Origin of the sequence: Peribacillus alkalitolerans (assembly GCF_010882125.1) — a bacterium.
GTDB lineage: Bacteria > Bacillota > Bacilli > Bacillales > DSM-1321 > Bacillus_BN > Bacillus_BN alkalitolerans.
This window is the reverse complement of record NZ_JAAGVZ010000004.1, coordinates 155,460-178,328: the sequence shown is the minus strand read 5'-3', so window position 1 is coordinate 178,328 and position 22,869 is coordinate 155,460. Positions and strand designations below refer to the sequence as shown.

Here is a 22,869-nt window from a genome sequence, read left to right as displayed (position 1 = left end):
GAACAATATGGATCAAACCAATTTTACAATAAAGAGCATGAAACCGTTTATACAAAAGGCATGGGAAACTGAAGGCTTCCAAGAACCAACTGCTGTCCAGAGTAAATCAATTCCTTTAATTATTGCAGGGAAAGACGTCATAGCTGAATCGCCAACTGGAACAGGTAAAACGTTAGCCTATTTATTGCCAATCCTTGAAAACGTAAACCCTTCCTCACAGAATGTTCAAGCTGTCGTTATGGCTTCTTCTCGTGAGCTAGTCATGCAAATCCACTCGGAAATCCAGAAATGGTCCAAAGAAAGCGGACTTGTTTCAGCTTCTTTCATCGGGGGAGCCAATATAAAAAGACAACTGGAAAAGCTAAAAAATCGTCCTCAAATCGTGGTAGGGACACCAGGGAAAATTCAAGAGCTTATTGATTTGAAAAAATTAAAAATGCATGAAGTGAAAACTATTGTACTTGACGAAGGTGACACATTGCTTGTACCTGAGCATATAGCTACTATTCAAAAAATCATAAAAAGTACAATGAAAGACCGTCAACTTCTAATGTTCTCTGCAACCGTTCAAAAAGATGCTTTAGAGCAAGCAAAGGATATGATGAATGAACCGGAATTGATTATGGTGGGGCAAGCAGACTTACCTCCTGCCAAGGTAGAGCATATTTATTTTGTTTCTGATTCACGAGACAAAATTAAAGTTCTAGAGAGCATTGCACGTTTACCTCACATGAAGGGACTTGTCTTCATGAAGGATATTGGTGAAATTTCTCTTACATTATCAAAGCTAGGGTTTAAGGATTTAACAGCTGCTGCCCTACATTCAGAATCGAAAAAATCGGAACGAGAACGAGCAATGAAGGGATTCCGTAAAGGTGAATACCCAATTCTTTTAAGTACGGATGTAGCAGCTCGTGGACTTGATATTAAAGGATTAACACATGTTGTTCATTTCGACATCCCGAGAACTGTCGAACAATACACCCATCGTTCTGGTCGTACGGGGAGAGCTGGGGCTGAAGGAACTGTTATATCAATTGTAACATCGCAAGAAGAACGGGACTTAAGACGATTGGTGAATAAGTTAGGCATTGAACTAACACAAAAAGTTTTCTTCAAAGGACAAATTGCTGACGAAAGAAAACAACCCATGGAAAAGAAATCAAAGCCAACATCTGGCAAGCCTGTCGCCAAGAAATCATTTTCTGGGCAAGGTAAAAGGAAATAATAGCATGGAGGGCGCTTATTTTAGCGCTCTTTTTTCTTAGGATCAGGTTAATCATATGGACTTATTAAACATAAGAAGTTTAATCTCTTTTCCATGAAGGATTATGTATCCTATAAATTGAATAAATAACAGTAGTTGGATAAAAAATACAGCAAAAAAGAAAACGCTTACATTATGAGATGGAATCACATATGATAGTAGAAGAAGGAAGTAGATATAAAGGAGAGAGAACATATGGGAGAGAGCTATAAAAATTTTGAAACGTCTGTAATTCATGAAGGATATGATTCAAAGGATCATCTAGGCAGCTTATCTACACCAATCTTTCAAACTTCCACTTTTACATTTGACAGTGCAGAGCAAGGGGAACGTCGCTTTGCAGGCAATGAAGAGGGATATATCTATTCACGACTTGGGAATCCAACGGTAAAAGCTCTAGAGGAAAGAATTGCAGTACTTGAAAAAGGGGAGGCTGGATTAGCCTTTGGTTCAGGCATGGCCGCAGTATCGGCTGTCTTAATTGCTCTGACAAAGGCGAATGACCATATTATATGTTCACAAGGTTTATATGGTTGTACGTTCGGACTTCTTAAACTCATGAAAGAAAAATATAATATTAGCCATGATTTTTGTGCAATGGATGATGAAAGTGAATTTAGGCAAATGATTCAGCCAAATACGACTTGCATTTATGTGGAAACACCCATCAACCCAACCATGAGAGTAATTGATTTAAGAATGATATCAAAAATTGCGATGGAATATGGAATTCCAGTCGTTGTAGATAATACATTCTGCTCTCCGTATTTACAGAGGCCACTAGAGTTGGGATGTGATATTGTTATCCACAGTGCGACGAAATATATTTGTGGGCATGGAGATGTCGTAGCGGGTTTGGTAGTGGGGAAGAAGGATTTCATCCAAGGTGTCAGTATGACGACCCAAAAGGACATTGGAGGGATTATATCACCATTTGATGCGTGGCTTTTGCTTAGAGGCTTGAAAACTTTGCCTGTCCGGATGGATCGACATACCTCAAATGCTGAGAAACTCTTTGGAAAATTAAAGCAGCATCCGGCAATTTCTCATATCTATTATCCTGGTGACAGTAGTCATCCCAATTATGGTATTGTCCAACATCAGATGAAACAGGGTGGAGGACTAATTTCCTTTGAGATTAAAGGAAGCAAGCAAGATGCCCAGAAATTCTTAAATTCCTTAAAATTACTAAAAATAGCTGTCAGCCTTGGTGATGCTGAGAGTTTAATTCAGCATCCAGCTACCATGACCCATTCTGTCATTCCAGAAGAAACTAGGTTGAAGATGGGAATCTCAGACCAACTAATCCGACTTTCAGTTGGACTAGAATCATGGGAAGACATTTGGGGAGATATTGAACAAGGCTTGATGTTTTTATTGAAAAAATACCAAAATCAATTATGATCATATGATTCAAAAATTCCACTAAAGACATCTTTAGTGGAATTTTTTATGTCTAGCTTTTATTTTGTCTATCAAGCCATGACCATGCACAACAGAAAATAACCATACCTATTCAGTTGTTATTAAGTAAAATTCCGATTGAAAGTAAGATACGGGTCGATGTGGAATGGTTCAAACCCAATCCATTCCAGTCGATAATAATGAGGAGAGCTGATATTTCAATTGTTGAAACGCTAATCCACAAAGGAGAATGGAAAATAATAGCCATCTTTAATTATGATTGGAGACATTATGGAGAAAAATATTAAAAAAATATCAGACCATTTTAATATTGATCAAAAACAAATTACCACTATGTCAACGGGTTATCAAAATGAAGTTTACCTTTGTAAAGGTATTGATAAAGACTGGATTGTCCGCTTATCAGATGGTACTAGAAGGACAAAAGCAGAGCTAACTGGGGAATTGGAATTTTTAGAGCTGCTTAAAGAAAATGAAGTTACAGTAGCGGGACCTATGTATAGTGATGTGATAGAACTTGAAGAGAAAATATACTTGTGTGCTTTTGAAAAAGCTGAAGGTAATGTGATAGATGTCACTGACAAGAAAATTTGGAACAAGGTTATGTTCTATAATTGGGGAAAAATGATGGGGAGAATCCATAGACTTTCAAATCGTTTGCCCAATATTAATAGGAAAAATTGGAAGAGGAATTCGGAACAACTTTATAGAATGAATCAGTCAGGGTTGGAAGATTTCGTTTATCAAAAATATTCATTTTTAAGAAAAGAAGTGGATCAATTTGAAAACGATGATTCAGTGTTTGGTTTAATTCATAATGATTTTCATCAAGGAAACTTCCATGTGAAAAATAATTCAATTATTTTATTTGATTTCGATGACTGTGCATATAATTGGTTTGCGCAAGATTTAGCAACTTCAATATTTCATGCTTATTGGCAGAGTCAATCTTTCCTGCAGCTCGCGGAGCCATTCTCCACTTATTTTATAGAACCATTTTTGGAAGGTTATCGTTCAGAGCACACACTGTCGGAAAACATTTTGAAACAAATTCCATTGTTTTTACTTTTAAGAGATATTTTCTTATATTCATTATTCAAAAAGACATGGATACAAGATGAAATGGAAGATTGGCAATTCTATACGGTACAAGAAATAGAATTAAGGATTAAGTCTGGAAAGATAATTGGACAAATGAATCAAGAATTCTGGAGTAAATTTTATCAAAGATGAAAGTAAGTGGTCATCGAGGAGAATAATAAGATAAGGGTAAATTTTTTCTAATATTAAAAGAAATCGGTGGTTATTGGTGGATACAAGAATAAGTAAAAACAATCAACAAAAAAAACTAAGAAAGTATGTAAAGAGGTTTATCCTAGTTGTCCTAATTTTCATTATTGCAGTAATCGGGTATTCCTTCTTTCAGTATGAACAAGGGGTGAAACAGGCGGCACCTTCACCAAAGCTAGAAACTAAATATGAATTTAAACCCCCTCCACCTGAAGCTTTCGAAGGGACAGCTCTTGAAGGAACATTTAATGTACTATTACTAGGAATAGATTCCCTTAATGAGAAGCAAGCTTCACGGACGGATAGTATTATGTTAGGGCAGTTCAATACCAAAACAAATGCTATAAGACTTGTTTCCATTATGCGTGATACATACGTTGAAATACCTGATCATGGAAAGCATAAAATTAACGCTGCGTTTTCTTTAGGTGGACCTGAATTACTGAGGAAAACAATCAAACAAAATTTTGACATAGACGTGAGTTACTATGCTTTAGTTGATTTTAAGGGGTTTGAAAAAATTGTTGACACTCTATCTCCATCGGGAATTGAAATAGAAGTTGAGAAAAAAATGTCCAAAAACATAGGTGTGACGCTACAACCTGGTATCCAAAAATTGCATGGAAAAGAACTACTGGGATATGCACGTTTTCGCCATGATGCAAGAGGCGATTTTGCTCGGGTAGAACGGCAACAGAAGGTAATTAAGGCAGTGAAAAATGAATTCATTAGTGTCAATGGTATTAGCAAGCTTCCAAAAGTTATTGGCACAGTCCAGCCATATATCGATACAAATATGAAGACTTTGATGGCCATTGGGATTGCGAAAGACATAGTGTTAAATAAGAGTGATATCAATACATTAGTAATTCCGATTAAAGATTCGTTTACAGAAACACGAGCTGAAAATGCTGGTCAAGTGCTTGTTCCAGATATTGAGAAAAATAAAAAGGCTCTAAACGATTTTTTAATAGAGGATTCTGCAGCAACATATAATGGAGTAATTCAGAAAAATTAGGCGTTCCTATAGTTGTCATCTTTCATAGAATTAATTAGATGGAAAAGTCTTGTAAATGAAATGGAACCTTTGATACAATGTTTTTATAATTAAAACTATTATGATAAGGAGGTGAAGAGAATGAGCCGTTCAGTAATATTGCGTGAAGAACAACAGTTTATGTATGTGATTCGTGCAATTTTTCATGGTGCAAAATTTCAAGGGGGGAGTCTGCCCTTTTTTAGAAATTGCATATTGAAACTGAAACGGTAAAAGTTCTCTTCACCTTTTAAACATTATGAGAAGTCAGTCGTGTAACAGACGGACTCTAAGATATGTTTAATGTTTAGAGTCCTTTGTGGACTCTTTTTTGTGTATCGATTTTTTGTCAATATAAGAATCGATCCAAGGGTAAAGAAGCGCGTGTCCTACCGCTTCTTTACCCTTTTTTGCTTTTCCATCCTATAGTATCTTGCGTCTGCATAGGAAATAAATCGACGTAGGAGTGCATGTAGGAGGGCGGTATGAGTGCAACTTGGTAATCACAGGAGCTAACCAAGTTTTCTAATCAACAATAATTAAAATACAAGGAGAAATAAAATATATGATTATGTGCAGTTTAAACTCAGTGAAAAAAATGTTCGGGGGAAACACAGTATTTGAAGACTTATCATTCGAGATACAGGAAAAAGACAGAATAGGCTTAGTAGGGCGCAATGGCTGCGGTAAATCTACCATTCTTAAGCTAATAAGCGGTATGGAACCAGTAGATGCAGGTGCGATTCATATTAAGAAGGGTACAAAAATCGGATATCTATCACAAATACCAACTTTTGAAGATCAAACTTTGGGAAAGGATGTATTATTTTCAGCATTCTCAGAGGCAAGAGACATTTTTAACAAAATGAATGACATTGAACTTAAAATGTCAGCAGAACAAAATCCAGAAAAACTGGATTCACTTATCAGAGAGTACGGAAATCTTCAAGAGAAGTTTATTCATTTGAATGGGTATGAAATGGATGCAAAGGTATCAAAGGTGGCAAATGGACTAAAGATTGAAAGTCTGTTAGACACCGAATTCAAGACGTTAAGTGGTGGTGAACAGACGAAGGTTTGCCTTGGATACATGCTGCTTCAACAGCCTGACTTATTATTGCTTGACGAACCGACCAATCATCTAGATATTGGTGCGGTCGAATGGTTAGAAGAATTTTTGCAGGATTATGAAGGGACAGTCGTCATCGTTTCCCATGACCGTTATTTTCTAGATGAAGTTGCTAATAAAATCTTGGATTTAGAGGATGGGGAAATCTGTTTATATCATCACAATTATTCTGGGTTCATGATTGAAAAGGAAAAGAAGTTATTGGATGAATTCCAGTCATATCAGGAGCAGCAAAGAAAAATAAAGAAAATGAAAGAAGCGATCAAGCGATTAAGGGATTGGGCAAATCGTTCAAATCCACCTAGTGCTGCTCTTCATAAGAGAGCGACGAATATGCAACGTGCACTGGACCGGATGGAAAAGCTTAAAAAACCTATCCTAGAGAGAAAGAAAATGGGTCTTGAATTTGAGAAGGCGGACAGAAGTGGGAAGGATGTTGTTTTAGTTAAGAATGCGAGCAAAGTGTTCAAAAATAAAACTTTGTTTGAAAATGTGAATATACATGTCCAATATAAAGATCGAACGGCTATCGTAGGTGATAATGGAACAGGAAAATCTACCTTGTTGAAGATGATTTTGGGGGACTTGAAAGCTGAAACAGGTATCGTATCGGTTGGAAGTAATGTGAAGATTGGCTATTTGTCTCAACATTTATATACAGATAATCCTAATACAACAGTCTTAGAAGCTTTTAGAGAGGAAATTAAGGTTGCTGAAGGAGAAGCTAGACATTTGCTAGCAAAGTTTTTGTTTTACGGACCGGCTGTTTTTCGCAAAGTAGGGCAATTGAGTGGTGGAGAAAGAATGCGTCTACGACTGGCGCAGTTAATGCATCAAGATCTTAATCTGTTGATTTTAGATGAGCCAACCAATCATCTGGATATTGATTCCCGTGAAGTGTTGGAGGATGCGCTCGAAGATTTTCAGGGTACTATTTTGGCCGTCTCTCATGATCGCTACCTATTGAACAAATTATTCGATAAGACATATTGGATTCATAATAAGAGCATGCACTTTTTTGAGGGGCCATATCAATGGGCAAAAAAGAAGCTAGTTGAAAAGCTAGATAAGGAACCAAAGCAAATAATAACTGGAGCTCCCAAAAAGCAGGTTTCAAGTAACTTCGGCAGACCAGAAAAAACGAAAGAGAAAACTATTAACTTGGATCAGTTGGAAAAGGAAATTGAGCTCGTTGAAGAAGAACTTCTATATATGGAATTGTCTATGCAAAAAGAAAGTGACTTAGAAGCTCTTCAGTTATTGTATATAAAACAAAAAGAGCTTGAACAAAAAAGGGATGCACTTTATCAAACCTTAGAAAGTGTGTTGAGCTAAGGCAAATGGTGTGGCTTGTTGTCAGATAAAAATTAAGGAGACAAAAACGTATGAATATCATGAAATTAACTGAACAAGATCAAGAGTTGGTCCAATCTGCTCAAGAAATCATTAAAAAGTGTTATGAGTTGGATCGTCACCATATAGGTGCTGCATTAAGAACCAAGTCTGGTGAAATTTTTACCGCAGTGCATGTGGAAGCTTATATTGGCAGAATTACTGTTTGTGCTGAAGCAATGGTTATAGGAAAAGCCATTTCAGAAGGCTTTAAAGAGTTCGATACAATTGTTGCTGTACGCCATCCCCATCCAGATGAAGAAAATCAAGAAATCAATATTGTGACTCCGTGTGGAATGTGCAGAGAGCTTTTAAGCGATTATGGAAATAACATGAAAGTCATTATTCCATTTGAAAAAGAAAACGGTAAATGTGATATTTCAGCTATGCTACCTATGAAATATACTAGGGAAAATGTTTAATCAAACGTTTGATTAAATAGAGCCGAAAAAAATGTTTAATTGTAAATGAAGGTTGTTTTCGTAAAGTTTGCTGTTTTTTAGTGTATTTAATTTTGACTTTCTGAGTTGATTGTAGCGAAGGGTACTTGACTCCTGTGGGGATATAGAGGGAAGGGGGAGACTCACAGGCGCTAACCCTCCCCACGGAAAGCAAGTGCCTACGGACAAACTTTATAGACAAAAAATACAATCTATGTGAAAAGAACCTAAATAAAAAAAGAGCCTTATAGGCTCCTTCTATCTGGGTGTAACCGGCTTAACTGAAATCGCTGGTGAAGAGGATGTGATGATACAGCCATCCAGGTCAGTTGGATGAATCAATCCAAGATTAAGAGCAGCTTTAATTTTTACATCATCGGGTTTTCTTATTACTTGTATTAGATCATTCATATTCAATTCTTCTAACCTTTTGATGGTTAAGTCGTCGTTGAATTTTTCTGTTTTTCGTACTTGTCTCTGTAGTTTATACCCATTAATGGTGACTTCGCCTTTATCATTCAATCCAACTTGGTTATCAAAGTAGTGGTGGAATAAATCCTTTAATTCATTTAACTCTAATTCAATTTCTTTTTTCTTTTTGTTAAGCTCGTAATACTTAATGAGCATATCTCCTGTCATTAACGTTTCATTTTTATTGATCAAAGTTCTCCCCTCCACAACGAACAGATATTCTATTCTATTGTGAGTGACAGAGAATTATTACAGTAATAAATGATCTGAAATTTTTATAGGAAGAGGGTGACTAAACTTGGTCACCCTCTTTCTATCACTTCAATTTTTGAGCCATTGCATTCGATTTTCTAGCTTTTTTCGCTTTTTCTTTATGAAGTTGATTTGCCACTTCACTACCCATTTCTTGACCAAATTCTTGATTGATAACTGCAGAATCAAATCCTTGTTTATTCTTTTGATCTGCATCGTGTTTTTGTGTTCTTTTCGCCATTGTATATCCTCCTTCAAACTGTTATTAGAAACATCATTAGTTTTGAGACTTGATGATGTTTTTATTCGTTTCAATGGCAGGTCGCTCTTTTGTAATTAAGGTAAGTAAAGATAACCTGGAGGGTCTGAGGAATAGAGGTAAGTAGGTTGGAGTTTTATTCAGTCTTAAGTTGTATATAAAAATCAAACTGCCGAAGAATGTTTCCTGTTGGTAAATTTCGTATATTAACAGTAAGAACAAGGAGGCGATTACAATGAATATTAATCACTTTGCAATAGAGGAAATGGTAAAACTGAAAAGAGAGGAAATGAATATAAAAGAGAAATTTGTTGAGACGTATAATTTGTATCCTGTTGATCCGAGCAAAAAATATTTCTTTTCATATAAACAATTTAAATTTTGGATATGAAATTGGTGAAATAATATGGAGAAAGCCATGAATAAGCTTCTTGAGTGAAAATGGGCTCAAAGAAGCTTTTTTTTATTAAATATGTATTGACCTTAACGCTGCGTAAAGGTGTACAGTAAAGTTGTCAGGAGGTGAAAAGATGGAATATACAGTGCAGAAGTTAGGCCAGTTAGCAGGGATCAGTAACAGAACGCTTCGATATTATGATGAGATTGGCATTCTTAAGCCGGCAAGAATGAACTCTTCAGGATACCGAATCTACGGTCAGGCAGAAGTGGATAGGCTACAACAAATATTATTCTTCAGAGAACTAGGGCTCAGTTTAGAAAAAATCAAAGAAATCGTGACTGCCCCTTCCTTTAATGGTGCCGAAGCACTTAAAGAACATCGTGAAAAACTCCTGGACAAAAGAAATCAGTTGGATTTGTTGATTGCTAATGTGGAGAAATCAATTGCCTTAACTGAAGGGAGAATTACAATGTCAGATAAAGAAAAGTTTGAAGGCTTTAAGCAAAAAATGATAGATGATAACGAAAAGAAATATGGTAAAGAAATTCGTGAAAAGTATGGGGACGATGCTGTTAATAATAGCAATGAAAAGGTAAAAAATATGACCAAGGAGCAGCATGAGGAGGTCACTCGTCTAGCAAATGAAGTAACTGAGACAATAGCGGAAGCATTCAAAAAAGGCGACCCTGCTAGCGATATTGCCCAAAAAGCAGCAGATTTGCATAAAAAGTGGCTAACATTTTACTGGAGCGAGTACAGCAAAGAGGCACACGCAGGACTTGCTCAAATGTATGTAGATGATGAAAGGTTTAAGGCATACTATGATAAAGAGCAACCTGGCACAGCAGAATTCCTGAGAGATGCAATCCACATTTATACAGGTTTTAAGAGTTAAGTTTTATTAATGGAGGTAGCACTGTAGTCTTTGGCTACTGGGCTGCCTTTTCTTTTTTATACAAAAAAGATTGGTATTAAAACCAACCTTTCTAATAAGAATACCCACTCTGGGCCTCACTACTTGATGGAAATGAAACACCCATGGCAATTAATGCTTCTTTAGCTTGTTTTAAGTAGGATTCCGTTTGTTCCTGCCATCTAATAATCATCCGGACAAATGACTTGTACTCAGGAACTACATTTTCCTCCATTGTGTGTAAACCTTCTCTTACTTTTTTATCCCGATTTTCAGCATTAATGATACATGCTACAAGAGTTGCAGTAATGGTTGGTTGTTGTTCTCCATTGACAAGCCTCTGTGCTGAACCCACTGCTGATACTCGGTGATAGGTAGCGTGGACAAGATGTTCATGCATCTCAGCATTTCCTTTTAAATCCTTAGTTTGAGGGATATGAAAAAGCTCACTACTCATGGAACATACCATTTCTTCGGCATATAAACTTTTGTGCAACAAAGATAAAACCTGTTCCCAATTATTCACACGATAATAATAGTAAGGATACAAAAAGGACATCTCCTTTGATTGGAAAATTTGAACCTTCATTTATATAGGTATGTTTAAGGTATGAAAAAGGTTTATGTCCATATCTTATGATCAACAGGATTATTTAAGGGTGAATAGGAGAATATTAGTTATTGTGAAAATCAAACAAAAAGGAGAAATAGAATGGCACAGGTTCTTTATATTACTGCACACCCACATGATGATGCCGTATCATACAGTATGGCAGTAGGAAAAGCGTTTATTGATACTTACAAAGAGTTGAATCCCACAGATGAAGTAGTTCACCTTGATCTTTATAAGGAGAATATTCCACATATAGATGTAGATGTTTTTAGCGGATGGGGGAAACTACAAGGTGGGAAGGGGTTTGAAGAACTTTCAGCTGAAGAACAAGCGAAAGTCGGACGTCTTTCCCAGTTATGTGAACAATTTATTGCTGCAGATAAATATGTGTTTGTAACGCCGTTATGGAATTTTTCATTCCCACCAATCCTAAAGGCATATATTGACTCTGTTTCTGTAGCGGGAAAAACATTTAAATACACTGCTGAAGGGCCAGTTGGACTTTTAACCAATAAAAAAGCCTTACATATTCAAGCGCGTGGCGGAATCTATTCAGAAGGACCAGCAGCTGCAATGGAAATGGGTCACAGGTATTTGCAGGTAATTATGCAATTCTATGGTGTTCCATCGTTTGAAGGTTTATTTGTGGAAGGGCATGCTGCGATGCCAGATAAAGCGCAAGAAATAAAGGAAAATGCTATAGCACGTGCTAAAGATTTTGCTCATACTTTTTAAAAATAATGGTATAATTTCCATATATAGGAGAGGTGATGACTATGGATCAAAAACCCATTCATTATGACGGAAGTATGCAAGGGAATTACGAAGTAAAGGATGAAGTGACTAATCAGGATTCGTTTCAAATTACGGATGAAATGAGAAAGTTTATTGGTGGAAACCCTTATATTATTAATTAAGAGCTGTCATTGCAGCTCTTTTTCTTTTGGACCGTAATATAGAGCCGAGCCATTATTTTTCACTTTAGAAAATATAAATTGGCGGCAAAGAAGTAAGTCGGCTTCGTTGCCAATCTTAGGATTAAAATATAAGTGCAAATAGGCGGTTCCCCAGTGCTAAAGCTTGGCGCTAGCTAAGATTTCTAATGTATACTTATTTCATCGATATCTGACAAGGAGATAAACATGAAAAAAGTAAAAACAAATGCTATGCGGATTTTAGATAAAGAAAAAATATCATATGAAATGATGACGTATAGAGCTGACGATGGAAAAATTGATGGCGTTTCTGTTGCACAAAAGATTGGAAGAAAAGAAGAGGTAGTCTATAAAACGCTTGTTTCCCAAGGTTCTAGTAAGGGAAATTATGTATTTGTTATTCCTGTAGAGACAGAACTGGATTTGAAAAAGGCGGCAAAGGCTGTGGGAGAAAAGAAAGTCGAAATGATTCTTGTTAAGGATATACTAAAAGTAACAGGATATATACGAGGTGGCTGCTCTCCAATTGGGATGAAAAAACTATTTCCAACATTCATTGATGAAAGTGCTAAAGCACTTGATACCATAATTGTCAGTGGTGGCAATATTGGAGTTCAAATTGAATTGAAAATCGACGATTTAGTTAAAGTAATTAAGGGTCAAGTTGTGGATTTGACAAAGTGAACTTATTCAATAAAATGAGAGACCCCTTTTAATTTAAGTGGGTCTCTCATTTATTAACAGATAGCTTGGATCAAGAGCCAAGAAGTAGCTTGAAATGAGAATCATCTTGACAATCGAGGCGATAAGCCTTGTGTTAGCTAAGGACTAATTATTTCATTTCAGTTAATGTGTGTACCATGTCTTTTTCAACAGCACTCCATAACTCTAGATCAGTAGTAAAGAGGGCAGATATTTTTTCGACGAATGCTTTAAAAGCCTCTTTGAATGCAGGGTCCTCTTTGTCAGGCATACCAGTTTTAATTTCTTCGACTACTGATTGCACTTCAGGAGCACGCGGGCCCCATTTGCCGATTTCATGACCGTTTTCATCTATGAAAATGAAAATGGGAATCGAACGTGCTGTTCCATTCGTTAAGTATTGATCCATTAACTCTAAATTCTCATCACGGATTAAGTATCGTGGTTCAATACCTGCAATATCACCAAGCTTTTTGAAAATAGGAACATTCATCATTGCATCCCCACACCAGTCAGCTGTCAGGACGATAGCAGCAATATTTCGATCCTTCAATTTGGAAAGTGATAGCTTACTACCTTCTGATACCGAGTATTCATCATACACCTTTTGTAGGTTTTCTTTATGTACAGTCATACTAGTGACATAGTCATCGTGTGTCATGCCCTTTTCAAACCAAGAACGTAAATTACTCATGATATTACCTCCTTTTTTGTAATCATAACATGCTTATATGATTGTAGTCTTTTCTGACGAATTCGTTTCAATTATAAAAATTTATTTGATTTGTAAAACTTTCTGCTATAATACTAATGAAGTTCATGAGTAACAAACATGTAGGGGGGCCGATGTTGTCGGCTGAGATAGCGTCCATAAGATGCTGACTCTTAGAACCTGATCTGGTTGATGCCAGCGGAGGGAACATATAATTACGTTTTTTGTATGTTTACGTCCGATTCTGTCATCGGGCGTTTTTTGTATTTCAAAAGAGTTTTTTCTGAAAGACTTGCCCAATGAAGAACGGTTCCGGCATTACTATGGGCTTCCAATCTATCAATGGAGGAATACATATGAAGAAATGGTTATCACTTGTCCTTGCTGCTAGTTTGTTAACTGGCTGTACTGCAGACAATTCAAGTAAAGAAAAAGAAGGCAAAGATATAAAGGATTTAGAAAAGGTATCCGTTGTCCTTGATTGGACGCCAAATACAAATCATACAGGTTTATATGTGGCAAAGGAAAAAGGATATTTTGAAGAGGAAGGCTTGGACGTTGAAATTATTATGCCAGGTGAGGCTGGAGCGGATCAGCTTGTTGCTTCTGGGAAGTCTGAGTTCGGTGTAAGCTATCAGGAAAGTATAACACAGGCACGAGTGCAAGGAGTTCCTCTAGTTTCTTTAGCTGCAGTTATCCAGCATAATACTTCAGGCTTTGCATCACCAGTTGCTAAAAATATTGCTTCACCAAAGGATTTTGAAGGTAAAACTTATGGTGGCTGGGGATCACCAGTTGAAAAGGCAGTCATTGATTCCCTCATGAAAACAGAAAACGCAGACGTCAATAAAGTAGAAATCGTCAGCACTGGAGACAGCGATTTCTTTACTTCTGTTAAAAGAGATATCGATTTTGCATGGATTTATTACGGTTGGACAGGTGTGGAATCTGAGCTACGCAACGAAAAAATCAATATGGTCTACCTAACCGACTACTCAGATAAATTAGATTACTATACACCGGTGCTTGCAACGAATGAGAAGATGATTAGCGATAACCCTGAGACAGTGAAAGCCTTCGTCCATGCGGCTTCAAAAGGGTATCAGTTTGCGATTGATAATCCATCAGAAGCTGCTGATATTTTATTGAAAGGTGCTCCTGACTTAGATACTGAACTAGTAAAGAAAAGCCAAGAATGGTTAGCGCCTAAATATCAAGATGATGCACCACGTTGGGGTGAGCAAAAGCATGAGGTATGGAAAAATTACGCAGATTGGATGACGGAGAACAAACTTCTAGAAGGTGAGTTTGATCCGGAGAAGGCATTTACAAACGAATTTTTACCAAAATAGGAGAGTGAACGATATGGCTAGTACTTTAATGAGTGTGCAAATCATTCCAAAAGCGGAAAATGTCATTCCTTTAGTAGATGAGGCTATTGCTGTCATCCACGAGTCAGGAGTGAAATATGAGGTGCATCCCCTTGAAACGACGATGGAGGGGGAGCTCTCGGAATTACTTGCTATTTTGGAGAAAATGAATAAGAGAATGATAGAGTTAGGGTCTCCAAACGTCATTACACAAGTGAAAATCTTGTATCAGCCAACTGGCATCACTATGGGTACATTAACGGAAAAGTACAGAGCATGATCAGGAGTAATGTGTGGAAGAAGGGCTTATCCTTCTTCCTTTTTATCATTTTGTTTATCATTTGGGAATTATCAGTTAGGGTTCTTAACATTGAACCTTGGCTACTCCCTTCTCCAACTGCCATTTTTAAAGAAGGCATTATTGCATTTGGTGGATTGCAGGAACATTTATGGTCCACTATACGTTTGGCGGTTATTGGTCTTGTAATAGGGAGTTTCGTTGGTTGGAGTATGGCGGTTATCCTTCATTTATTCCCTTTCGCAAAGGATATTGTGTACCCATTGTTGATTCTATCCCAAAATGTCCCAATTATTGTTCTTGCACCGTTACTTGTGATTTGGTTTGGTTTTGGCTTATTGCCAAAACTAATTGTGATAACGCTGGTTTGCTTTTTCCCTGTGGTGGTCGCTTCATTGGATGGATTCCGTCAAACCCCTTATGAATGGAGGCATTATTTTGATATGATGGGGGCGACTAAAAAGCAACGGTTCTGGAAATTGGAGCTGCCTAATTCCCTACCTTTTATTTTTTCAGGTTTGAAGATATCAGCCACATACAGCGTCATGGGAGCCGTGATTTCTGAATGGCTTGGTGCTAAATCAGGGATAGGGGTCTATATGACACTGGCCTCTTCATCCTTCCGAACGGATCGCGTTTTTGTTGCAATTTTTATCATTATGTCACTGAGTCTACTGTTTTTTGCAGCCATCACTTTTATGGAACGAATGGTCGTCTCCTGGAATCGAAAGGAGGACACACTACGTGTTAAACATTGATTCATTGAATTTTTCATATGACGGGAAAGAAAATACCCTTGAAAATTTGAGCCTTGAAGTGAATGATGGGGAATTTGTGTCGATTTTAGGACCATCAGGCAGTGGTAAAAGCACGTTGTTCCATTTGATAGGTGGCATGTTGAAACCAGATTCAGGAACCATTTCATTACAAGGTATAACGTTGAATGGCTCAAGAGGTCATATTAGTTATATGCCTCAACAGCCGGCACTTCTCCCTTGGCGGACAATAATGGAAAACGTTGCATTAGGGGCTGAGATTTCGGGGCAAGTAGACAAGGAAAAGGCACAATCAATGCTCGAGCGCGCAGGTTTGGGTGAATACGCACAGGCTTATCCGCACCAATTATCTGGGGGTATGAAACAAAGGGCCGCATTTTTACGAACATTATTGAGTCCCCAACCATTCATGTGCTTGGACGAACCTTTCTCTGCTTTGGATGAATTGACAAGGTTAGAGATGCAGCAATGGTTGTTGTCGATATGGGAAGCTGATCGACGGTCTGTTTTATTCATAACTCATAGCATGGAAGAAGCGATTTTTTTATCGGACCGAATAATAGTTTTATCTAGTAAGCCAGCGAGCATAATCCATGAAGTAACCGTGCCTTTTCCAAGACCCCGGTCCAAGGAATTGCTGCTAGGTAAGGAATGCCTTGAATTGAAACGCGAGCTTTATTCGTTATTAACCACAAATAAAGTTAAGGGGAACTGATATGAGGTTAATAGATAGCCATATTCATTTTGATAAATATGATAGAGTTCAACAAAACCTTATTTTAAGCGGGTTAGAGCATTCAGGTGTCGATGCTCTGATCTCAGTATCGATGGACTTAGCATCTTGTGAGCGGAACAAGGCGCTTTCTAAGGTTGATTCGAGAATTAAGGCTGCATTCGGTTTCCATCCGGAACAAGATCTTCTAACAGAAAAGGAAATCGAAAAGTTATTCAAGTGGATGGAACAGCATCAAAGTGAGATGGTGGCAGTAGGTGAAGTCGGACTTCCTTATTATCGAAGATTGGAAGGGAGGCCAGTTGATATGCCAAAGTATATAGAATTGCTTGAGCATTTTATTATATTTGCCAAAAAGACAGATAAGCCAGTCATTCTCCATGCTGTATATGAAGATGCTCCAGTCGTATGCGGTCTCTTGGAAAAACATTCGATTACCAAGGCTCATTTTCATTGGTTTAAAGGAGATTCAAAAACCATCGAGAGAATGATTAACAATGGCTTTCATGTGTCTATTACACCGGATGTATGTTATGAAAAGGAAATACAAGATCTTGTATGTAGGTACCCAATCGAACTCTTAATGATTGAAACAGATGGACCTTGGCCATTTGAAGGCCCCTTTGAAGGTAGGATGACAAATCCGGATATGATGATTCACACTATAGATAAGGTTGCGGAACTAAAGCGTATGCCTTTACAAACTGTCTCAGACATCATATACAGAAATACGATTAACTTTTATCATTTGTAATCAATCAACTGAAACATATTGAATATTCTTCACGTCAATAATTTTGAGGTGAGAATAATGAGTAAATGGCTTCATGTACTTGTCTTATTTTGTATGGTCGTAAGTATGTTTATCGTAGCGATTCCATCGCCTGCTTCGGCTTGCTCATGTGCAGAGCGACCGAGTGTAGAGAGTGAGTTCAACCGATCAAAGCTGGTTTTTAGTGGAGTGGTTAAAGATATTAAAGAAAATAAAAGTATAAGTGGTTACATCACGAAATCCGTTCTTTTCGAAGTATCGAAAACGTGGAAAGGAACAAATGAGTCACAAATCATTATTGCCACAGGTCAAGGCGGAGGAGATTGCGGGTACGAATTCGTTAAAGGAATAGAATATTTTGTGTATGCCAATGAATCCTCATTGTATGGAGACAATGTATTATCCACAGGAATTTGCGATAGGACTGCAGAATTAACATCTGCAACAGAAGATTTATCCATTCTTGGTGAAGGAAAAACACCCACTAAACATGTGGATCTTGAGAGGGAAATTGAAGCTCCCCCCTTTTATTGGTGGCTGGGTATTCCTGTGTTAATCATAGGTTTATTCATTTGGCGCAAACGAAAATAATTAATATAAATTAAGATTGACACACTTTAGTGAAAGGTATCTCGAAGGTGCCTTTGCATTACGTTTTGTCAGTCTTTTTTTGTGTACACCAATGGGTCAGACCCTGGTCGGTTTTTCTAACATCATCTTCGATTGTGTGATAAAATATTAGAAAATTCAGAAGTATTCAGGGGGTGTATGATGAACCCATTCGGTATTATTAAAACGAAATTACTTCCTCCAGGTATAAAGGATTCAATGCTACGCAGGGCAAAATTGTTTAAGAAGTTCCAAAAAATAGAGGAGTATCCAGTTACGTTAATTTACTCGGGTGCAGGCTACGGAAAGAGTACTGCATTATCCCTTTATATTCATGATGTGAAAAGCGAGGCATGCTGGTACAGTATATCTTCACGGGATGATGATTTCTTGCCTTTTTTTGTATATGTCATACATAGCATTCAAACAAAGCATCCACAATTTGGACATGTACTGCTCGATGAAATATCAAAAGGGAGTCAATTCTTCCGCGAAGAAGAGGTCCGGATGCTGGGAACGCTTTTTATTAACGAAATGCTTTCCATGGAAGAGGAAGTTACGCTTGTATTGGACGACTTCCATCATGTTGAGAAATCAGTTGTTATAGAGGAGTTCATGGAAAACATATTGGAGCATTGCCCTCCTAATTTTCACCTTATCATTTCCAGCAGAAGCAGACCAAGGTGGAGAGGCCTTACACGCTTAAAAGTAAGGGGGCAATTATTGGAGGTCAACCAATTTGATTTGACCTTATTGAAAGATGAAGTAGAGCTATTATTATTGGATACATACGAAGTTTCTTTATCGGAAGAAGAAATCGAAGCAGTTTGTAAACTGACAGAAGGATGGGTAATCGCCCTCGGGTTTATAGGGCAGCAGCTCCAAGTCGAGAAAAATGTATCAAAGATTATACAGAACCGTACTCGGTCTCTTGAAGATTTATTTCAATATATAGCTTTAGAAGTGTTGTTGAAGCAATCTCCTATGGTGCAGAAATTTTTAGAGCAAACCAGCATTTTAGAAGAGATTTCGATAGATTCGTGTAGCTACATTTTAGACTTAGATGGAGCAGACTCTATTTTGGAAGGGCTTTCAGATAAGAATATTTATATTCAGTCGATTGGTGAGGGACTTTACCGTTACCATGCCTTGTTTAAGGAATTGCTGGAGAAGCGATTTATAGATACTCAGCCTCAGGAATACCGTCAGTTAAATGATCGTGCTGCAAGATATTTCGAGAGAAAGGGAATGAAAGAGGCTAGTTTATATCATCTTGAAAAGAGCGGGCGTTGGACTGCTGTAGCTGAAATTCTCCAAGACTATGGATTCCAATTGTTAAAGGAAGGCAAGCTTCAGACATTGTACGACAGGATTAAAGCGATTGACCATTCAGCCAAGGATACGTTTTACTTGCTTTGGTTTTTCGAGGCTGAAGTACAAAGACTACAATCCAAATTCGAACAAGCTGAATTGTGCTATGAACTTGCCATTCATCATAGCCAGAAAAATGAAGATTGGAAGACTGCAAGCCTTGCATATGAAGGAATGGCAAAGATTTTCTTGGATACCATTCAACCTGGAATGGCAGAGCGTTATTTACAACTAGCAATAGAGAGTCGTGAAAATAATGATGGGTTCTCCAATGATGATAAAGCTAGTTTGTATCTTCTTATGGCAGAAAATTTAATCAATAGTGGTAAGGCAAGTAAAGCGGAAAAATGGTTGGAAAGAGGTAGGAATCTTGATCTAATCTTGGATGATGGAAACTTATTGGCTAGGCTTCATTTACGTACAGGCAGGTTAAAGGAAGCAAAGTCTATTTTACTTGATCGAAAAAAAGAGAATCCTTTTTTAGAAGAGAATCATATACCGCAATACCATCGAGAAACAGATTTGCTACTTTCTCTTATTTCTGCCTTTATAGGGAAAGGAGAGGAGAGTAAGAGATATGCACAGGAAGCCATTCAGCAAGGTATTCAATTGAAATCTCCTTATATAGAAGCATGTGGATGGATTCGAATGGGTCATGCCGTTCAAATGGCTACTTCCTATCAATCTCAATTGGCTATCCAATGCTATGAAACTTCCTTGCAAATCATGGATGACCTACATAATGCAAGAGGGAAAGCAGAACCTTACATGGGGTTATGTATCTACTATGCTGGAAATGAAGACTTTGAAAAAGCGTGGGAATACGGAAAGCTTGCTCTATATGAAACAGAACGGGTTCATGACATGTGGTTATCCTCTTATATAAAGCTCGGTATTTCCGTAGCTGCCATCCATAGCGATCGTCTGGAAGAAGCCCTAGGTTACTTAGATGAAACAGAAAACCTTTTTTCTGAATGTGAAGACTTATATGGATTGACCGTTACTAGTCTTTGGAAATCTTACTGTGCGTACGTCCAATCGGATTGGGATACGTTTGAAAAAGAATGTTTAAAGCTTTTACAGCGTGTACAGTTTGGTCAATATGATTTTATTTTTAAATCTAGGACCATATTTGGACCGGTTGATATTCAACAATTGATCCCTTTACTTTTAGAAGCCCAGAAGAGGCGCATTCAAGAACCTTTTATCTCAAGATTGCTTATGGAGCTTGGTCAATCCGATGTGGAGCTTCATCCTGGCTTTACGTTGAGAATCCAAACTCTGAGCACTTTTAAAGTGTTTTTAGGTAATAGGGAAGTGAAAGAAAAGGATTGGCAGCGAGGGAAGGCACGGGAGCTTTTTGAGCTATTTATCACTTATAAAAAGGAATTATTCCAAAAACAACAAATCATGGATTTACTATGGGCAAATCAAGAAGAAAAATCAGCAGACCGTGACTTTAAGGTAGCCTTGAACGCTTTGAATAATGCACTTGAGCCTAACCGAAAAGCTAGAACACAACCCTTTTTTATCAAACGTTTTGGAAGTGGCTATGGACTAAATCCAAATGCCGGCTATATCCTTGATACGAAAAATTTTGAGGAATGGGTTACGGCAGGCCTTGAGGAAAAAAAGCCATCTCAGTCAAAGGCTTATTTAGAAAAAGGACTGCGCCTTTATGAGGGTGACTATCTTCCAGAAAGAAGATTTGAAGATTGGTGCATTAACGAAAGAGAGAGACTACTAGTGATCTTTTTACGCGGTGCAGAAAAAATGGCTCAAGCCTCCATTGCGACGAAGGATATGAATAGCGCCATATACTGGTGTGAAAAAATACTAGAAAAAGACCGAACGTGGGAAGAAGCTTATCGACTCCTCATGTATAGTTATTATTTAAAAAACAATCGACCACAAAGTTTGAAATGGTACCAGAAATGCTGTGACACCTTACAGGAAGAAATGGGAGTAGAACCTTTAGATGCAACGAAAGAAATGTATAAAATGATAATGGAAGCTGTGGAAATAGGAGCTTTTAGAGATTAGTAAGAAACGACACAATATTCGTCAAAAATAGACGAATTTTGTGTCGTTTTTTTATTGAAAAAATTTTTCATAGTAAAAAAGGAGTGTGTGGATTTTTGTCGATTTTAGATACAAATTACCAGGTTAAAACTCGAAATCCATGAAGAAATAGTAAATTTCTAACAAAATATTTGCACTTATTTGAAAATTGAATCTTTTTTAAACAATTTGTTACCATTTCGCAAGAATCGACGGAAGGTGTAAAAACATAGGAATGAGAATATGTAATTTAAACATTTCGAAAGTTTTTTCTTTTCTAAAAACTTTCGGATGAAAGTTAATTTTTAGGGGGGCAGAGCAGATACATACAAAAAAATAATATAAAAACATCAGTCTTTAGAAAACGAAGTTATTCAAGAGAGGGGAAACAACAAAATGAATTTTCGAAAGTTTCTTGTAGCAGGAGCTTTATCTTGCTCTCTAGCCTTAGGCACTGTGGGTGCAACCCAAGCTTTTGCAGTCGAATTTGTTGATACGTCTGGCTTAAGCAGTGAGTCATCTATCAACAAACTTGTTTCATTGGGGATTATGAAAAATACTGGCGATACGTTTAATCCTGATGCAGGATTAACAAGATCAGAATTTGTTCTAATGGTTAACAGTATCATGGGTTTAAGCACAGGAAGTAAAAAGGTTACTTTTTCAGATTTATCACAAAAGCACAAAGACTATAACAATACATTACGTTTGGTTAACAACGGTTATCTTTCAGTTGATAAAGGAGCCATTAAGCCAAATAAAGGTGTAACCTATGCGGAATTGAGTAAGGTGTTGGCCCAAGGTTTGGGATTAAAGAAATCTTGGACAAACCGACCTGTTGACTATCTATTCTACTTAAACCGTAAAGAAGTATTGGATATTGATGTTGACTTAGATGAAGTAGTAACTAAAGAAGCTGCAGCTGTTGCTTTTGACAAATATATAACTCAAAAGGGATTATTTACAACGGAAACAGGTATCGTTGCATCAGTACATGCAAAAGGATTCACGTTAACGGATGGTTCATCGTATACGTTTGCAAGCAATGTGTCTGTTTTAGTTAGTGGACAAGGAGCTACTATCGATGATTTACAAGTTGGAAGTCCAGCTACTGTCATCCTAAACAAGAAAGGCACAGTTGCATACTACGGCGGAGAACTACTTGATGCTGAAGAGTCAACTATTAAATATGGAAGTGCTAAATGGACAATTGGTACTTTAACGAAGGAAGTGAATCTTGACGCATTCGTTCAAACTCTACCAAACAATCCAGGAAAAGAATTTGGAATCAAATTAATTGATGAATATCAAAAAGCTGGAGCTCAATTCTCAGGTCAAGTATTCTTCACAAATATTGATGAAGTAACGGCGTTATATCCGTATATTGCTAAGGCGGAAAATAAAGCTATCTCTGTAAATGGTAATGCTTTAACACTTACGTTATCTGCAACAATCAGTGAAACGTTTAACATTAGCGAAGAAGTAAAAGTAACTCTAAATGGAAAAGATGCAACATTAGCTGATGTAACTGCTAAACAAACTGCAGGTGAAACAATCTCAGCAACAATTGAAGCAGATAAGTTTGGTAATGTAACTGTTATTACAGCTACTTCAGCACCTAAAAAATAATCTAAGGGGGAACA

General features: G+C 37.3%; 24 protein-coding genes and 1 riboswitch. Of the genes, 20 read left to right on the top strand and 4 right to left on the bottom strand.

All coding sequences use genetic code 11. The features are described from left to right. The first annotated feature begins 7 nt into the window (after positions 1-7). The 7 genes from G3O09_RS07005 (at position 8) to G3O09_RS06980 (ending at position 7,961) form a co-directional block, all read left to right on the top strand. Positions 8-1,228, top strand: a complete 1,221-nt coding sequence (locus G3O09_RS07005; RefSeq protein WP_163100779.1) for a DEAD/DEAH box helicase — start codon at positions 8-10, stop codon at positions 1,226-1,228. A gap of 234 nt (positions 1,229-1,462) precedes the next feature. Beyond that, positions 1,463-2,671 (top strand): methionine gamma-lyase, encoded by a 1,209-nt coding sequence (megL, locus tag G3O09_RS07000; protein ID WP_163100778.1) that lies wholly within the window; start codon positions 1,463-1,465, stop codon positions 2,669-2,671. 291 nt (positions 2,672-2,962) lie between these two features. Beyond that, positions 2,963-3,925 carry a phosphotransferase enzyme family protein gene (locus G3O09_RS06995; protein WP_163100777.1) on the top strand — a complete coding sequence of 321 codons (963 nt, stop codon included), beginning with the start codon at positions 2,963-2,965 and terminating at the stop codon, positions 3,923-3,925. A gap of 76 nt (positions 3,926-4,001) precedes the next feature. Beyond that, positions 4,002-5,000 carry an LCP family protein gene (locus tag G3O09_RS06990; RefSeq protein WP_163100776.1) on the top strand — a complete coding sequence of 333 codons (999 nt, stop codon included), beginning with the start codon at positions 4,002-4,004 and terminating at the stop codon, positions 4,998-5,000. Between the two features lie 120 nt (positions 5,001-5,120). Next, on the top strand, positions 5,121-5,252 hold the full coding sequence (locus tag G3O09_RS22735; RefSeq protein WP_275898302.1) for an RAxF-45 family protein: 132 nt from the start codon (positions 5,121-5,123) through the stop codon (positions 5,250-5,252). 331 nt (positions 5,253-5,583) lie between these two features. Beyond that, positions 5,584-7,482 (top strand): ribosomal protection-like ABC-F family protein, encoded by a 1,899-nt coding sequence (gene abc-f / locus G3O09_RS06985; RefSeq protein WP_163100775.1) that lies wholly within the window; start codon positions 5,584-5,586, stop codon positions 7,480-7,482. A gap of 50 nt (positions 7,483-7,532) precedes the next feature. Then, positions 7,533-7,961 (top strand): cytidine deaminase, encoded by a 429-nt coding sequence (locus tag G3O09_RS06980; RefSeq protein ID WP_163100774.1) that lies wholly within the window; start codon positions 7,533-7,535, stop codon positions 7,959-7,961. 276 nt (positions 7,962-8,237) lie between these two features. Here the strand turns inward: G3O09_RS06980 and G3O09_RS06975 are convergent, their stop codons facing one another. Both G3O09_RS06975 and G3O09_RS22170 read right to left on the bottom strand, forming a co-directional pair. Then, complete coding sequence (locus tag G3O09_RS06975; RefSeq protein WP_240338365.1) at positions 8,238-8,642, bottom strand: hypothetical protein; 405 nt, start codon at positions 8,640-8,642, stop codon at positions 8,238-8,240. A 124-nt stretch (positions 8,643-8,766) separates the two neighbouring features. Continuing rightward, on the bottom strand, positions 8,767-8,943 hold the full coding sequence (locus tag G3O09_RS22170) for a hypothetical protein (protein ID WP_205439621.1): 177 nt from the start codon (positions 8,941-8,943) through the stop codon (positions 8,767-8,769). A gap of 253 nt (positions 8,944-9,196) precedes the next feature. On the opposite strand from G3O09_RS22170, the gene G3O09_RS06970 reads away from it, so the two are divergent. Then, positions 9,197-9,352, top strand: coding sequence for a hypothetical protein (locus tag G3O09_RS06970; protein ID WP_163100773.1), 156 nt, complete (start codon positions 9,197-9,199; stop codon positions 9,350-9,352). A gap of 139 nt (positions 9,353-9,491) precedes the next feature. After that, complete coding sequence (locus tag G3O09_RS06965) at positions 9,492-10,256, top strand: MerR family transcriptional regulator (RefSeq protein ID WP_163100772.1); 765 nt, start codon at positions 9,492-9,494, stop codon at positions 10,254-10,256. A 91-nt stretch (positions 10,257-10,347) separates the two neighbouring features. Here the strand turns inward: G3O09_RS06965 and G3O09_RS06960 are convergent, their stop codons facing one another. Next, positions 10,348-10,824: a hypothetical protein gene (locus tag G3O09_RS06960; RefSeq protein ID WP_163100771.1), complete on the bottom strand. Its 477-nt coding sequence runs from the start codon at positions 10,822-10,824 to the stop codon at positions 10,348-10,350. A gap of 162 nt (positions 10,825-10,986) precedes the next feature. Between G3O09_RS06960 and G3O09_RS06955 the strand changes: the two genes are divergently transcribed. The 3 genes from G3O09_RS06955 to ybaK all read left to right on the top strand — a co-directional run bounded on the left by G3O09_RS06955 (position 10,987) and on the right by ybaK (position 12,506). Further along, the gene (locus G3O09_RS06955) at positions 10,987-11,622 is read left to right on the top strand and encodes an FMN-dependent NADH-azoreductase (protein ID WP_163100770.1); all 636 of its coding nucleotides are present in this window, start codon (positions 10,987-10,989) and stop codon (positions 11,620-11,622) included. A gap of 41 nt (positions 11,623-11,663) precedes the next feature. Continuing rightward, a complete protein-coding gene (locus G3O09_RS22165; protein ID WP_205439620.1) occupies positions 11,664-11,804 on the top strand; it encodes a hypothetical protein in 141 nt (46 codons plus the stop codon). Between the two features lie 225 nt (positions 11,805-12,029). Next, positions 12,030-12,506, top strand: a complete 477-nt coding sequence (gene ybaK / locus G3O09_RS06950) for a Cys-tRNA(Pro) deacylase (RefSeq protein WP_163100769.1) — start codon at positions 12,030-12,032, stop codon at positions 12,504-12,506. Positions 12,507-12,654: 148 nt separating this feature from the next. Here the strand turns inward: ybaK and G3O09_RS06945 are convergent, their stop codons facing one another. After that, a complete protein-coding gene (locus G3O09_RS06945) occupies positions 12,655-13,218 on the bottom strand; it encodes a thioredoxin family protein (protein ID WP_163100768.1) in 564 nt (187 codons plus the stop codon). Between the two features lie 132 nt (positions 13,219-13,350). Beyond that, a riboswitch (TPP riboswitch) is annotated at positions 13,351-13,460 on the top strand. Positions 13,461-13,592: 132 nt separating this feature from the next. On the opposite strand from G3O09_RS06945, the gene G3O09_RS06940 reads away from it, so the two are divergent. The 8 genes from G3O09_RS06940 (at position 13,593) to G3O09_RS06905 (ending at position 22,855) form a co-directional block, all read left to right on the top strand. Beyond that, positions 13,593-14,588: an ABC transporter substrate-binding protein gene (locus G3O09_RS06940; RefSeq protein WP_163100767.1), complete on the top strand. Its 996-nt coding sequence runs from the start codon at positions 13,593-13,595 to the stop codon at positions 14,586-14,588. A gap of 13 nt (positions 14,589-14,601) precedes the next feature. Continuing rightward, positions 14,602-14,886 (top strand): thiamine-binding protein, encoded by a 285-nt coding sequence (locus G3O09_RS06935; protein ID WP_163100766.1) that lies wholly within the window; start codon positions 14,602-14,604, stop codon positions 14,884-14,886. Continuing rightward, positions 14,883-15,662: an ABC transporter permease gene (locus G3O09_RS06930; protein WP_163100765.1), complete on the top strand. Its 780-nt coding sequence runs from the start codon at positions 14,883-14,885 to the stop codon at positions 15,660-15,662. Before G3O09_RS06935 ends, G3O09_RS06930 begins: the two co-directional genes overlap by 4 nt. Beyond that, positions 15,649-16,395 (top strand): ABC transporter ATP-binding protein, encoded by a 747-nt coding sequence (locus G3O09_RS06925; RefSeq protein WP_163100764.1) that lies wholly within the window; start codon positions 15,649-15,651, stop codon positions 16,393-16,395. The genes G3O09_RS06930 and G3O09_RS06925 overlap by 14 nt, the downstream gene beginning before the upstream one ends. Before the next feature lies 1 nt (position 16,396). After that, complete coding sequence (locus G3O09_RS06920; protein WP_163100763.1) at positions 16,397-17,167, top strand: TatD family hydrolase; 771 nt, start codon at positions 16,397-16,399, stop codon at positions 17,165-17,167. A 57-nt stretch (positions 17,168-17,224) separates the two neighbouring features. Beyond that, positions 17,225-17,776, top strand: a complete 552-nt coding sequence (locus tag G3O09_RS06915; RefSeq protein ID WP_163100762.1) for a hypothetical protein — start codon at positions 17,225-17,227, stop codon at positions 17,774-17,776. 180 nt (positions 17,777-17,956) lie between these two features. Then, positions 17,957-21,208: a BTAD domain-containing putative transcriptional regulator gene (locus G3O09_RS06910; RefSeq protein WP_240338364.1), complete on the top strand. Its 3,252-nt coding sequence runs from the start codon at positions 17,957-17,959 to the stop codon at positions 21,206-21,208. Between the two features lie 414 nt (positions 21,209-21,622). Next, on the top strand, positions 21,623-22,855 hold the full coding sequence (locus tag G3O09_RS06905) for an S-layer homology domain-containing protein (RefSeq protein WP_163100760.1): 1,233 nt from the start codon (positions 21,623-21,625) through the stop codon (positions 22,853-22,855). Positions 22,856-22,869: the final 14 nt, after the last annotated feature.

Coding starts and splice junctions, on each gene's coding strand:
- G3O09_RS06905 (WP_163100760.1), top strand. CDS start 21,623: ATGAATTTTCGAAAGTTTCTTGTAGCAGGAGCTTTATCTTGCTCTCTA.
- G3O09_RS07005 (WP_163100779.1), top strand. CDS start 8: ATGGATCAAACCAATTTTACAATAAAGAGCATGAAACCGTTTATACAA.
- G3O09_RS22735 (WP_275898302.1), top strand. CDS start 5,121: ATGAGCCGTTCAGTAATATTGCGTGAAGAACAACAGTTTATGTATGTG.
- G3O09_RS06915 (WP_163100762.1), top strand. CDS start 17,225: ATGAGTAAATGGCTTCATGTACTTGTCTTATTTTGTATGGTCGTAAGT.
- abc-f (WP_163100775.1), top strand. CDS start 5,584: ATGATTATGTGCAGTTTAAACTCAGTGAAAAAAATGTTCGGGGGAAAC.
- G3O09_RS06910 (WP_240338364.1), top strand. CDS start 17,957: ATGAACCCATTCGGTATTATTAAAACGAAATTACTTCCTCCAGGTATA.
- G3O09_RS06955 (WP_163100770.1), top strand. CDS start 10,987: ATGGCACAGGTTCTTTATATTACTGCACACCCACATGATGATGCCGTA.
- G3O09_RS06995 (WP_163100777.1), top strand. CDS start 2,963: ATGGAGAAAAATATTAAAAAAATATCAGACCATTTTAATATTGATCAA.
- G3O09_RS06930 (WP_163100765.1), top strand. CDS start 14,883: ATGATCAGGAGTAATGTGTGGAAGAAGGGCTTATCCTTCTTCCTTTTT.
- G3O09_RS06945 (WP_163100768.1), bottom strand. CDS start 13,218: ATGAGTAATTTACGTTCTTGGTTTGAAAAGGGCATGACACACGATGAC.
- G3O09_RS06965 (WP_163100772.1), top strand. CDS start 9,492: ATGGAATATACAGTGCAGAAGTTAGGCCAGTTAGCAGGGATCAGTAAC.
- G3O09_RS06935 (WP_163100766.1), top strand. CDS start 14,602: ATGGCTAGTACTTTAATGAGTGTGCAAATCATTCCAAAAGCGGAAAAT.
- G3O09_RS06920 (WP_163100763.1), top strand. CDS start 16,397: ATGAGGTTAATAGATAGCCATATTCATTTTGATAAATATGATAGAGTT.
- G3O09_RS22165 (WP_205439620.1), top strand. CDS start 11,664: ATGGATCAAAAACCCATTCATTATGACGGAAGTATGCAAGGGAATTAC.
- megL (WP_163100778.1), top strand. CDS start 1,463: ATGGGAGAGAGCTATAAAAATTTTGAAACGTCTGTAATTCATGAAGGA.
- G3O09_RS22170 (WP_205439621.1), bottom strand. CDS start 8,943: ATGGCGAAAAGAACACAAAAACACGATGCAGATCAAAAGAATAAACAA.
- G3O09_RS06970 (WP_163100773.1), top strand. CDS start 9,197: ATGAATATTAATCACTTTGCAATAGAGGAAATGGTAAAACTGAAAAGA.
- ybaK (WP_163100769.1), top strand. CDS start 12,030: ATGAAAAAAGTAAAAACAAATGCTATGCGGATTTTAGATAAAGAAAAA.
- G3O09_RS06940 (WP_163100767.1), top strand. CDS start 13,593: ATGAAGAAATGGTTATCACTTGTCCTTGCTGCTAGTTTGTTAACTGGC.
- G3O09_RS06980 (WP_163100774.1), top strand. CDS start 7,533: ATGAATATCATGAAATTAACTGAACAAGATCAAGAGTTGGTCCAATCT.